Genomic DNA, 12,558 nt, shown 5'->3' with positions numbered 1-12,558 from the left:
TCCCATTCCTTCCTCAAATAAGCCAAGACCGCCGTGGTGGAGTTTCTGCTACGGCGGTCGAAGATTCCCGTGTTGAACCGGTTATGGATTTTGGTAATCCCTCATTTCATATTGCGATTTCTAAAGTCGAAAGGGCTTATTCCATAGTGCTTCTTGAAAAGCGTTGAAAAATAACTCAGGTTGGAATAACCCACTCGTTCGGCAATTTCACAGACTTTGTGATCGGATTTCTTCAAGAGCTCCACTGCCTTCCCGAGCCGCAAACCGGCCAGATAATTGCTGAAATTGCGACCCGTCTCCTCTTTGAAAAGCCGGCAAAAATATTCCGGATTCAAATGGACCAGGCCGGCGACATGGGTCAGGTTGATGGACTCCGTATAGTGCTGATGGATATAATCAACCGCTTTGGCGATGGCCGGGGAATAGTTTTTGTTTGGGTTTCCTTTGCGGGCGCCGTCAAGAACGTCGCTCATTTTGCGCATCACATAGCTTTGCAGGGCTTGAAGATGATTGAGTTTAGCGATCTCTTCATTAATTTTATATGAGGAATACAATTCCGTCCTGCGGTCAATCTCCACAAAATCGTACATAAAATCGATGATCTGGCCGCAGATGTTTTTGACTCCCCCGATGTCGCCGATTTTATGCTCCCGGATAAACGTAAAAAGTTGCTCCAGCGGTGCTGTAACGGCGCTTGCGCCATTGCGCTGAACCGTCTCCGTGATTGAATCGCGAATCGCCTCCAACTTTTTTAAAAGCTCCGCACCATTGTCAACCGGGGCCATTTGATTGATGCTGCCTTCCCCGTTATAAAACTCCAGTTCCAATTGGTGAACCGCGCCATCTACCGCTGCCGCAATCCACTTCAAACCGCTTTGTATGGTACTGACGCCGAGCGTACACCGGTAAAACTCCCGCAACCCGCGAGCAAACTCCGCTACAGTTTTCTGTTGCTCCGCCAAACTATGGAGACCCGTAATATTCGCCAGGATTACAAAGATATTTTTATCGTAAGTAAATCCAAAAATATTCTGAATTGCATCCGGCCTTGCAATGATAGCCTGCCTGTCAAAATGGAACCCCTGGTCGAAAGCGCCGTCTTTTAAAGCCACGGCAAATAAATAGCCGTTCTTCAGGGGGATATTTTGCTCCTGAAGCTCGGTCTCGGAGATATCGACAGTTTTTGCGTTCTGAGCGATTAACCGCCGGAAAAAAGTTTCCCGTTTCCAATAGATCGTATCGAGGTTATAACGGTCATGCTCACCTGAGCTTTTATTCTTTTGACTAGCCTTGTCCAGTATTTCCGCGATCATCCGATCATTGATTTCCGTTTTTAGAATATAATCCAGCGCCCCGTACTTAATTGCCGAACGGGCATATTCAAAATCGCTGTAGGCGGTCAGCACGATGACTTCCGTAGCCGGTTTTAACAACTTGACCTGTTTCATCAATTCCATTCCGTCCATGATCGGCATTTTGATATCGATAAAAACGACGTCAGCCATTGTGGATTGAAAGATCTCCAAGGCTTCCAGACCGTTCGTGGCCAGTCCGACGACTTCGTATGCGGCGCCAAGCTTTCGGATGCAAAACTCAATCCACTCGCGAATTGGGGTCTCATCGTCCACAATCAGGATTTTCAACCTGCGCTCCCTCCCCATTGGCAAAGAATTGAAACGGGATCAGTCGATAACCGGCAGATTTATCTGAATCTTGGTGCCTTTTCCCAATTTACTAAATATTTTCAGTCCGTATTGGATGCCAAAATTCATTTGAATCCTTTGCTGAACATTCATAATGCCCACTCCGTTAAATCGCTTTTCCTGCTTGCCATTCTGATTATTCCAGATGGCTTTCAAGGCCGCATCGTCCATTCCCGCGCCGTCGTCGATCACCCGGATGAAAAGTTCATCTCTTTTGCGTTCGGCGCTAATCACGATCCTGCCCGGCTCTTGTTTGGCCTCGATCCCATGAAATATGGAGTTTTCCACCAACGGCTGAAGAATCAATTTGGGAACCCGGTAGTCCAAAACCGCCGGCGGTAGATCGTAGGAAACTTCGAACTTGTGCGAATACCGGTACTGTTGGATCAAGACGTACTGGCGCAGGCATTCGATCTCCTCCGCAAGCGTGATGAATTCGTCTTTTCGATTGAACACTCTCTCCAGCAACACCATGAATGCGGCAAGCATCTGTTCCGCCTGGAAAGTTTTACCCATCGAAATCAGGCATTTGATCGAAAACAAGGTATTATACAGAAAGTGCGGATTGATCTGCGCCTGTAAAAAATCCAGCTCCGCCTTTCGTTTAAGGCGCTCTTCCAACTTGACGTCGCGGATCAACTCTTTGATCTTTTGCACCATTTGATTAAACCCGTCGCTAAGCTGTTGCAATTCGTCCCAGCCTTTGATGTCGGAGATCACATCCAGATCGCCTTTTTGGACCTTCTCCATGGAGAGACAGAATTGCTTCAATGGTTTCGCCGTTTTATTGGCGAAAGAAAACGACAGTATAAACGATAGCAGCGTGCAAAAACAGAAAATCCCCAAAATGGTATACTTTACTTTATTTAACGGAGCCAGCAACTCTCCGACCGGAATCTCCTCCACAATCGTCCAGCCGGTTTCGGGGTCGACGTAGTTCGATAACAGGATGGGATCGTTGCCTTTTTTGATGATCCGAAAGCTATTGGGCTCGAAGATCTCCCGAAACCTTTTCATATCATAGAAATTGATGCCCAACATGTGCTCATCGCTGTGCGATACAAAACTTCCCCTATCGTCAACAATGGAAATGGAGTTTTTTCCATTTAAGACATTGCCATACGTTTCAAAAAGCTTTCGTTCCTCGATATTAATCAACAGGACTCCCAGCCGCTCCCCGGTTTGCTTATCTTTGATAATCCGGGCCGCTGAAAATACGTATCGGCTTTCCTTGGCGTTGTCGGAGTCGTCGTAACTGCTTACCCAGAAGATTTTCCCGTCGGTTTTAATTACATTGCGGTACCAAAGCATTTTGGGGATTTTGCGGTAATTGTAACCTTCACCGTTGGCGGTGGAGCAGAACCCGAAACCGTTCTCTCCGATCACCACGGCATAGTAGGTTACGTTGATCTGTTCAAAGGCTTTTTGATATTTTGACGCAATTGCTTTTAAACTCTTTACCAGCAGACGCTGGCTGTCTTCATCGATGGCGCGCCGCGAGACAACGTGATAGACTCGCTCATCGCCGTAATATAGATTGGAAACTGTGGTAATACTGCTTTTGATGACGCGGGTTCGTTCCCCGATCTGCCTCAGTACGTCCACCCGCGAACGGCCGATCTCCCGGCTGATCAATCCTTTAAAGACATAATAGGAAGCCGTGCTGATCAAAAAGGCCATCAAAACCATCACGGCGAAAAAAAAGATAAAAAGCTTGGTTTGTAAGCTTCCGGTATCTTTGATGGGCAACCGTTTCAAAATTGCCTGAATATATTTCAGGAACAACCCCTCCCCAGGCAAAAGCGAATATCTCGTTTTAAAAGGGCCATCATTCCAAGCGTGTTGGAATTTTTCCGGACCGGTTAAATTTTGCCCTAAGCCTGATGTTTATGACAAAATCTTTAAAAACATTTTACCACAGGTTAACCCGGAACCCGTAAACCAAAAGCCGAGCAAATATTGGCAAACGATGCGCTTTTCAACTTGAAATGTTTGGCGGAATCGGCCGAAACCCGTCGCAAGCGCCCGGACTCCTCCGGCGAACTGATGATAACCGGAGAACGGGTAAGTTCGTTTCCAATAAAAAAAGGAGCTCCAAACTCCCTAATTATATCCGCCAGCTACGTTCTTAGCTAAATCCGCAGCCGGAAGTCCCTTCCCCCATCTCCACTGCTTCCGTCACAACTGGACCCGGTCAGGCTGATTGTAACATGCCGGTTACAATACCATATATAAATCTTTATATTGGAAAAGTACATCTCTTAAACTTACTACTATTTTATTATTTTTGACTTTTTCCCCAGTCGTCTACTCTTGCTCACCTCGCCAATCTTCAAAAACCCGTCTTCATCCGCCCCCTACACTTCTCCAACCCTCACTTCTATGATTTTGATTGACATTTTTGGGTATCGGTGTATTATATGTATAGAACACAGGAACACTGTGAGGTGCAATTTGAAATTCGATCATACCACCCCCATCTATCTCCAAATCATGGACGAAATTAAAAAAGAGATCGTGACCGGGGCGCTCACTCCCGGCGGCCGGCTGGATTCGGTACGCGCGTTGTCGGAAAAATTCGAAGTCAACTTAAATACCATGCAACGCGCCTGCTCGGAACTGGAACGGCAAGGCATCATCTTTACCCAACGCGGCATCGGAAGCTTCGTGTCGGAAGACGCCGCGGTTATCGCCGGACTCAAAGAGGCAATGTCCGCGAAGTTCATTACCGGCTTTATCGGCGGTATGGAGAGTCTTGGCTATTCAAAAACTGAAATCTGCGAAATGCTCAGAAAGGCGCTGGAATCATGAACAATCTAGTCTCAGTCGTCGGTTTATCCAAAAAGATCGCCAAAAAGCAAGTGCTGCTCGGGGTTAGCTTTCAACTCGAGGCCGGCCGGGTGGTGGGCCTTTTGGGGCCGAACGGTTCCGGAAAGACGACGCTCTTAAAAACGCTGATGCATATCTACCAAGCGGATGCGGGCGAGATTGCCATCGCCGATGAGCCGCTCAGTTTCGCAAGCAAACGATTCATTTCGTATATGCCCGATCATAACGCGCTCTTTGAATGGATGTCGGTCCAGGATGCGATCCATTACTACCGGGATCTCTTCAGTGACTTCGACTCCGAACGCGCCAGCGAGCTTTGCTCCTTTTTAGAGATTGACCCCCAGGAAAAATTGGGCCGTTTGTCCAAAGGGATGAAGGAACGGGTGCTGATCATGTTGACTTTCTCCCGAAAAGCGCGTCTTTACCTGCTGGATGAACCGCTGGGCGGCATTGATCCGTTGACGCGCAATAAAATTATCAAAACGATCCTGACCGGGTTAACCGAGGAGTGCACGATCATCATTGCCACGCATCTCGTCAAGGATGTCGAGGCTTTCCTGGACGAAGTACTATTCCTCCATCACGGGAAGCTAATCTTTTCCGGCAGCGCCGACAACATCCGGTCGGAACACGGCAAGTCGATCGAAGAATGGTATCTGGAGGTTTATCAAAATGCTTAAGTTAATCAAATGGGACCTGTTCAATTTTGTCCAGCGGTATAGTTGGCTTTATCTGAGTTATGGCGCAGTTTTGCTTGCAACGGCAATTTTCCCGCGGCATATCGAGCCTTTCTCCAGCGGTGTCGATGGAATCGCCGCGCTGTATAGCATGTATTTTTATGTTTATACCTGGCTGCTTTCGGTCACGGCCACCGTCAGCTGGCTGCGGAAAGGCACGGCGCAATTGGAGCTGTCGCTGCCGCTGCAACCGGAGAAGTTGCTCCTGAGTAAGTTCCTTTTGGCAATCAGCATCAACCTTTCCGGGATGCTTTTATCCAAGATTCTTTGGACGGTGATTAACCAATTCGGAATGTCACGCATGGTATTGTTCACTCACTTTAGCGGCTTGATTGAATACATAACCGTGATGGCCATCATCGCCATTGTGATCATGTTCTCTTATATTACGGCGAAAAGCTTCAGTTTCATCCGTAATCGAGCGCGCCTGGCCACAATCGTAATTGCCTTCGGCATCATTACGGTCTTAGTCGGGTTGGCCTTTCTACTTTTCAATGTGGCGGGAACCCATGAGATCGTCGTCAAAAACCATGGCAACATCTATGTCTTACCCACGTCCCGGCGCCAATGGTTGGTCCAGCTCTGCGGGGCGCTCGGTTCGCTGGCGGTAATCCTGGCCGGATTTTGGGGGAGCTGTTCGTTATTGCGGCATAAATTCGAACGGTATTAATCTCGGGGTGGGAGTCCGATATGCGGACGGATGAGTTATCCGAAATTCCATTTAAGAATAACCGGTTCCTTCCATCGGAAAACCAAGGTCAGCAGAAGTTGCTGACCTTGGTTTTTGCGCTTCATGGTATTGCTTCGGCAAGGGGCTAAGCCCGGTTTTGCCGGGATGGGCGAATGATTACTTCGAAGCTTTGGGATGGTCCATCCCATCTCCGTCGCAAGGCCTCATCATTACCCATAGGTATCCGAAAGACAGAAACGGCAAGCGTTTTCAGAGACAAAATTCATCAAGGTAATCCTTTAATCAAGTGAATCAAGGTTCAAGACAAGAGGAACTTCAGTAACAAGTAATAGACGATAAGCCGCTATGAAAGTAATCAGAGGGAGCCGGAGTATGCGACTTTGATTAGGATTGCGGAATTTTTTGGGGTGTCGAATCGATTATTTGCTTGAGGGAAAACTTTTAAAAATAAAGGCAAATACAATTTAAGGACGATACAAAAAAGAGGGGTCACATTCCACCCTCTCGTCCTATTTTGATTCCCCGGCTATCTCAGCTGCGGCTGCTTTCGTATCGGACGAACATTCTCTTCGGGTAAAAAGATACCTCACCGTTTGTAAGGTAATAGGTTTCCCCGTCATGTTCCATTCGCATCGGCAACCATTGGTCATCACTCATTTTGATACGAATCGACTCCCCCGAGGTCAATTCGTGCTCCCCGCCCACTAAATACTTGCCATTAGGCTGCATTTCCAGGAATCCCTCTATTTTGAGCATACTGTTCAATCCCCTTTCCGATTTATTATGGCCAAATTAATCTTGAAATAGAGAAAAAAAGAATCCGCTATCTTCTATTTTATAATAAAAAGCAGCCGATTCGCCCGGGTCGACTGCCTGTTAATTTTTTGCTTTTGTCGCGCGGTGAATCGCTTAGTCAAAGCCATAGTTATTCCCCGTAGCGAGACGCTTGCCCATTTCATAAGCCTTCCTGCATTCCTCGGGAAACACTTCTTCGTGGCGGCGTTTTTTCGCCTCGACATCAAACATATCGGCGGCGTATTTGGAATAGTCGTCAAACTGCCAAGTGTCTTCAGCGGTGACGTACTCCGTATCGCCCTGAGGAAGTTTTCATGAGGCCATCATAGTAGTTTACGTAATACTCCGCGGGAGCGTTGGTTGTGAAAATCATGCCGACCTTAATGCGTTTGGGGTAAAGGAGTTTTCTCTCCTTGGTGTATGTCAGCGTGGGAAACCAGAAACGCTCCAAAAATGCGCGGAGCATCCCGGTAATATCGTGCCAATAGATGGGGGAGCCAATGAGCAAAACATCCGCCGCAATGGCCTCCACCAGAACCGGAGTCAGATCGTCCCTCAAAGCACAGCGCCCAAAGCTCTTGCCGCCAAGCAGCTTACAGGCCTCGCAGCCCGTGCAACCCTTGTAATTCAGGTCGTAGAGGTTGATCAGTTTTGTCTCCGCGCCCGCCGCTTTTGCGCCCTCCATTGCGTTTTTGAGCATCGTGGCGGAGTTGCCGTTCTTTCGCGCGCTGCCGTTTAGTGCCAATACCTTCATATTACCGCCTCCAACCCTTCTTGCCGCCTCCAACCCTTCACTCTTCAAAAAAAGTTTGAGGAGTGAAATGTAAAGTTTGAAATACGGATGTCGGATTATTAAGCTTTTTTTGCTTTCAGCTTCTTAATAATTGCCGTCAAAATCGCCAATAACTGGTTGGATTCGGCAAGTAGCTTCTTAACCCGGTCTCCGAAATTAAATTTGTTGCAACGAGTAACCTTAACCAATAATGTGTTTCTCTTGCCTCTTTACAAGCTATACTGTATTTTGTCAGAAAATCAGCCGTACTCTGGCTCGATTGCCCCTCCTGAACATTGGCGCCCACTGAAATTCCAGAGCGCAGAAGCTGAGTCAACAACGTTCGAGTAATTCCTCGCTTCCCATTTAACTCCTTACAAAGTTCAACTATCTCAACCGCAAATGCAAATGTCCGTTCCGGCAAATCCGATTTCATCTTTTAGTCTTTCCCATTTTTTTACTTTTGAGTATTCTTCAACGATCATAGACTCTCCTGCAAATGTTTAATTTCAAACTTCACCCTCCACTCTTCAAACTTCCAAAACAAAACAAAAAACTTCCTGACCAATCAGCGAGTTTTTTTGTTTGATGGACCTGGGAAACATCTCCTAGAATCAATTTCCAGAGGAAATACAGGGAGAAAAATTCAAAACTTACAGTATTTAATTTTGCTTGAAACTCCCCAGGAGGCATCCATGAAACAAAAAAAATCCTTCCAATTGGTCATTTTCTCCATGACGCTCATCGTATTGGCGGGAACGGGAATCGTTCACGCCGCGCTTTTTCAGCCGCTCCCCTATGAAGACCGGGTCAGGGGGCGGAACAGTTATGCCTATAATCCGGCCATCGGGCATCCGACCTACAACGAACAGGTCAGTTTCATCAACAGCATCAAAAATACGGCCATCTCGGCCAGTTCAGTTTATGGGATTCCAGCCAGCGCCATCATCGGTATGGCCTGCGTCGAAGGAGGTTACGGCTTTACCCGTTCCGCCTACTACGCCAATAATATTTTCGGGATCAAAGTCTGGGCCCAAAATCCGGAGGGCGGCTGGCAGCTGAAAGGGCAGCCGGATGAGGACGGAGGCCGGGTTCCCGTTATCGCCAGTCACGGCGGGGACCGTCTTATTTTTCGAGAGGATGCCCGGTATGACAATTGGTATCGGCGCTTCGCTTCCCGGACGGATGCGATCCATTATTTAGGCGGCCTAATCACTCGAAAATACCAGCCGGCCCGGGCCAACTACCAGAGACGAATCGCGGCCGGCTGGTCCTACGCCAAAGCCTCCAAACAGTTTTGCCGGGAAATTGCCGATCTGGGCTACAATCATTTAGGCGGAAATTATTATGAAGGCAAGATCGGGGCGGTCATGGATCGCTGGAATCTGTACCAATATGACAGGCGAGCTGTTAAGGACGATCCCGGGTCCCGGCGCGAGGATCGCCAACCGCAACACCGCCGCTTCGGCCGGATCAATATTTCAGCCGACAGCGGCAAGCTTAAAATTTCCATAAAAGCTGGTGACTGAGACACATCCTATTGTTCATATGAACGAAGTGAAATCCCCGCCGAACCTTTGAAGATAGCCCCGCTCCCCCTGGGGGATGAGTTCGATGGAATCGAAAACCGCCGGGCCGCCGCGCGGCCCTTCCTCCTTTTGATTTTCAAGGTAGGGTTTTAAGACTTTAACGCTCTGGCCGGATTGCAAAAATTTCAGAACGCGCGCCTTTGGGCTGGGCCGTTCCAGCAGTTTCCCCTCCGCCCTTACCAGTACTCCATAAACTTCACTTTGTTTGGCCCGCCGCAATCGGAATCCTTGGATTGCCAGCCGGGCCACTGCTTGATCAAAATTTTTCGTCCTCCCCCCGGAAAATTTCATCAGGATTTTCAGCGACCGATCGGAATCAATATGAGCCAGCGCCCAAATCACGTTAAACGGGTAGGCGCTGGTGGCCGCGCAGGGTTCCTTTTGATATTTTTTGGGGGTTGACAGCATCTGCTCCAAGATTGGAATCATTGCTTCACCCTGCCCGGCAGCCCAATATGCCGCGTAAAGCGTATCGAGATAGCCCCCTTTAACCATTCTCCCCTCGACTTCTGGCAGGCTCAAGTCAAAACCCCTAGCTGAAAAAGAGATTGCGAAAATCAATAGCAGACTCACGAAAAATTTCAAGTACAAATCCCTCCTAACACCGGTTCTCCATTCTAGAATATTAGGGGAATTTGTGAAAGATGCTGGTTTTGAAATTGATACAAAAGAAAAGGCAGCTACTTTTATTCATTATTTAGACATAATGCCAAAGGGATAATACGCCATCGCAGTATTCGAGTTTTTAAAACCATATTTCTCATAAAGAGGCCTGCCCATACAGGTTGCATCCAGCAAGATTCTTTCACAAGAATTTTCTTTCGCTTCATCCATAAGCAAAGAAAAAAGCTTTGTTGCAATACCGTTTCTGCGATGGGCAGGTTTTGTATACATATTGCCTATATATGCTGTTTTACCTCCCGGACACCAGTCATTGGGAGGCAAGAGATAATAAGTCAGTCCGCCCATTGCGATGATTTCTTGGTTTTGAGTAGCAACCCAGGTGATAAAAGTCTTACCTTCGAAACCACCGCTAATGAATGATTTTGTGTTGTTGTACAATTTGCAGCGAAATTCATCGTTATAATCCGTACCCTCACAAAGCATTGATACACGCATTTGAGCTAAAACATCAATCTCATCCATCGTTGCTTTTCGATACTCAAATAACATCAGCCAATACTCTCCGTTAATTTTGGATTCATTCCATAAAACATTCGGTAAAGCTCGAATATTTGCTACTATTTTACCCTTTTCCTTTACTCTTCCAATTACGCTTCTACCCTTACCGCCTTTGGCGGAATATGGGTAACCCATTGGGTTCGCAAAATCAGAATCGTGGTGATTAGCGCCGCGGCGTAATTTGAAAAGAGATTGCCCCAAAATACCGAATAAGGGCCTAAAACGTGTTCGGTAAGCAATATAAAGATATATCGTAAAAGCCAGATTCTCAAAATGCTGGCGAACAAAGGAATTCCGGTACGCCCCAGCCCGATAAAAGCGCCCTGCTGCACCATACAGATACCGAAACCAACCACGGAATAGGTATAGATATGGAGAGCCTTGTTGGCCACCTCCAACACCTCCCTTTCGCGCGTGAACAACACCGTCATGTGGGAGGATAAGGGCACGACAATCGCTATCAATACTGCGGCAGTAATCGCGCTAATGATACAGCCCACGATACAAGACTCTTTCGCCTTTTGGCTTTGTCCGGCCCCGATGTTCATACTGACCATGGTGGTAACGGAGGAACCGAATGAAGAAGGCAAGATGAAACAGACGGAAGTGATATTATTGGCAATGGCTTGCCCGTTCATCACAATGGTGCCGTATTTGGCGACTTCATTATTGATCAAGAAAAAGCCCAGATTCAGAATGAGGCTTGAAAGCATGGACGGGATGCCGATCCTGAAAAGCTCCCGGATAATATGAAAATCAAATTGGAAGCCCTTGATTTCCAGCCGGTCATGGCTGTCCTTCATGAAGAGCTCGTAATACATCCAAATACAGATTAAAATATTGGACAAAAGTGAAGCCATCACCGCGCCGACGATATTCCACCGGAATATGGCAATGAACAGAGTATTGGAAAGTATTTTCAAGACCAGCATTAAAAGCATTCTCACAAATGCCGCTTCCGGCTTGCCCGCGGCACTTTTAATGGCATTATAAATCGATTCCAGGAATGAAAAAGGAATGACCAGTGCATTGAGGGCCGTATACACGAAAACACCATGGGAGATATCCGCATTGATATGCCAGGAGATGGGGAATGCGAGTAATACCAGAATGGGAGCGGTGATAATTCCCAACAGAAAAGCCAGGATCACTATCTGTGCCGATACTCTTTTCCCTTCCTCAAAATCGCCTCTGCCGTTTGTCTGTCCGATGATGGCCATTGCGGCTGCGCTTAAGCCTTGCGCCAGGGCGCCCATCATGTTGATGATCGGTCCGGAATAGGCAATGGCGCTGGCCGCGACCGTTCCGGCGATGTTATTGATGAATAAGCCGTCTACCACCGGTATGATGGATTGGACAATCCCCATCATCAAGGTGGGGATGGATAAAAAAAGAATGGTTTTCCAACTTGAGCCGTTCAGTATCATATCCCGTCTTTTTTCAGTATCTTGATGCAAAAAATCGAAGTGCAACGTTATCTGCCAGCTTTCCTTGGGTAAAGTAATCCGTTACAGGAATCATCCGAATATCATCCCATAATAGTTTATCACAAAAGTCAAGCATGCTTTGGATATCCAAGGCCGTTTACAAATTCTTAATGTTCCCATCATGGTTTCATAAGAATTGGCATATACCGAACGAAAACATCAGTACTGGCGGGCTCTCCGCTCATTTCGCGACGAATACGGCAATTTGCCTTTGTTTACAGCCTCCATAGCTACAAATCATTTAAAGCTGATATTTCCCCGACTTATCCCACAGCCAAAATTCGTTAACCTCATTCGATGATTCTAATTATCCGCAGGCGCTCATACTTTAAAAGCCAGTGATAAAGTCCTCAAATTCGGAAATCATCCTTTCAATGGACTAAAAAACGACTTTATCACTTGCTTTTCTGAGCTTTTATGTTCACCCTGGCCTTCGGACAGGGTTTATCACAACGCTTTTAAAAAGGCACCATCAAATATAAGAAAATAAGGTAAATTTTTTGGGGGTCGAGTTTTTATTTTCAGGATAGAAAAGAGAGCCCATCATTTGAGCTCTCTGCAATAACGTGCTATTATAGCATTGAAACTTATGAAAACAACTCTAACGCTTTTTGGGCAGATTTCCCGGCAAATACATTTGCCTTGTTCATTTGAATCTCATCTCCGCCTTTGATAAGCGCTGACCAAAATGGGTAGGCGCTTGCTTTATCAAAATAAAAATTTACACCGGATTCCCCTTTGAACCTTATTTTGATAATGGCCAACCATCCCCA

14 protein-coding genes are annotated in these 12,558 nt (G+C 46.9%); 5 read left to right on the top strand and 9 right to left on the bottom strand.

Translation table 11 applies throughout. The annotated features are described in order from the left end of the window. Positions 1–101: 101 nt before the first annotated feature. Both EDC14_RS16390 and EDC14_RS16385 read right to left on the bottom strand, forming a co-directional pair. The gene (locus tag EDC14_RS16390) at positions 102–1,643 is read right to left on the bottom strand and encodes a response regulator transcription factor (protein WP_165908073.1); all 1,542 of its coding nucleotides are present in this window, start codon (positions 1,641–1,643) and stop codon (positions 102–104) included. Between the two features lie 39 nt (positions 1,644–1,682). Next, on the bottom strand, positions 1,683–3,488 hold the full coding sequence (locus tag EDC14_RS16385; RefSeq protein ID WP_132015387.1) for a sensor histidine kinase: 1,806 nt from the start codon (positions 3,486–3,488) through the stop codon (positions 1,683–1,685). Between the two features lie 669 nt (positions 3,489–4,157). On the opposite strand from EDC14_RS16385, the gene EDC14_RS16380 reads away from it, so the two are divergent. The 4 genes from EDC14_RS16380 (at position 4,158) to EDC14_RS27810 (ending at position 6,391) form a co-directional block, all read left to right on the top strand. Beyond that, positions 4,158–4,514 carry a GntR family transcriptional regulator gene (locus EDC14_RS16380; protein ID WP_243662962.1) on the top strand — a complete coding sequence of 119 codons (357 nt, stop codon included), beginning with the start codon at positions 4,158–4,160 and terminating at the stop codon, positions 4,512–4,514. Then, on the top strand, positions 4,511–5,212 hold the full coding sequence (locus EDC14_RS16375; protein ID WP_132015386.1) for an ABC transporter ATP-binding protein: 702 nt from the start codon (positions 4,511–4,513) through the stop codon (positions 5,210–5,212). Before EDC14_RS16380 ends, EDC14_RS16375 begins: the two co-directional genes overlap by 4 nt. Continuing rightward, positions 5,205–5,939, top strand: coding sequence for a hypothetical protein (locus EDC14_RS16370; protein ID WP_132015385.1), 735 nt, complete (start codon positions 5,205–5,207; stop codon positions 5,937–5,939). Before EDC14_RS16375 ends, EDC14_RS16370 begins: the two co-directional genes overlap by 8 nt. A gap of 356 nt (positions 5,940–6,295) precedes the next feature. Next, complete coding sequence (locus EDC14_RS27810; RefSeq protein ID WP_243662968.1) at positions 6,296–6,391, top strand: helix-turn-helix domain-containing protein; 96 nt, start codon at positions 6,296–6,298, stop codon at positions 6,389–6,391. A 100-nt stretch (positions 6,392–6,491) separates the two neighbouring features. Here the strand turns inward: EDC14_RS27810 and EDC14_RS16360 are convergent, their stop codons facing one another. The 3 genes from EDC14_RS16360 to EDC14_RS16350 form a co-directional block, all read right to left on the bottom strand. Continuing rightward, positions 6,492–6,716, bottom strand: coding sequence for a DUF5348 domain-containing protein (locus tag EDC14_RS16360; protein WP_132015384.1), 225 nt, complete (start codon positions 6,714–6,716; stop codon positions 6,492–6,494). A gap of 313 nt (positions 6,717–7,029) precedes the next feature. After that, entirely contained in the window at positions 7,030–7,509 is a 480-nt protein-coding gene (locus EDC14_RS16355) for a flavodoxin family protein (protein ID WP_341540164.1), read from the bottom strand. 136 nt (positions 7,510–7,645) lie between these two features. Then, positions 7,646–7,963, bottom strand: coding sequence for a four helix bundle protein (locus EDC14_RS16350; protein ID WP_341540163.1), 318 nt, complete (start codon positions 7,961–7,963; stop codon positions 7,646–7,648). A gap of 259 nt (positions 7,964–8,222) precedes the next feature. On the opposite strand from EDC14_RS16350, the gene EDC14_RS16345 reads away from it, so the two are divergent. Continuing rightward, entirely contained in the window at positions 8,223–9,056 is an 834-nt protein-coding gene (locus EDC14_RS16345) for a glucosaminidase domain-containing protein (RefSeq protein ID WP_132015383.1), read from the top strand. A gap of 15 nt (positions 9,057–9,071) precedes the next feature. Here EDC14_RS16345 and EDC14_RS16340 read toward each other — a convergent pair whose 3' ends face one another. From EDC14_RS16340 to EDC14_RS26845, 4 genes are all read right to left on the bottom strand, one after another. Then, entirely contained in the window at positions 9,072–9,638 is a 567-nt protein-coding gene (locus tag EDC14_RS16340) for a hypothetical protein (RefSeq protein WP_132015382.1), read from the bottom strand. A 171-nt stretch (positions 9,639–9,809) separates the two neighbouring features. Next, positions 9,810–10,289, bottom strand: coding sequence for a GNAT family N-acetyltransferase (locus tag EDC14_RS16335; RefSeq protein ID WP_165908072.1), 480 nt, complete (start codon positions 10,287–10,289; stop codon positions 9,810–9,812). Between the two features lie 98 nt (positions 10,290–10,387). Then, positions 10,388–11,725, bottom strand: coding sequence for an MATE family efflux transporter (locus EDC14_RS16330; RefSeq protein ID WP_132015380.1), 1,338 nt, complete (start codon positions 11,723–11,725; stop codon positions 10,388–10,390). Positions 11,726–12,372: 647 nt separating this feature from the next. Next, a complete protein-coding gene (locus EDC14_RS26845) occupies positions 12,373–12,549 on the bottom strand; it encodes a hypothetical protein (RefSeq protein ID WP_165908071.1) in 177 nt (58 codons plus the stop codon). Positions 12,550–12,558 lie beyond the last annotated feature (9 nt).

It is taken from the genome of Hydrogenispora ethanolica (assembly GCF_004340685.1).
GTDB classification, from domain to species: Bacteria; Bacillota; UBA4882; order UBA8346; family UBA8346; genus Hydrogenispora; species Hydrogenispora ethanolica.
The sequence above is the reverse complement of the archived record's forward strand: the minus strand, read 5'-3'. Positions and strand labels throughout refer to the sequence as shown.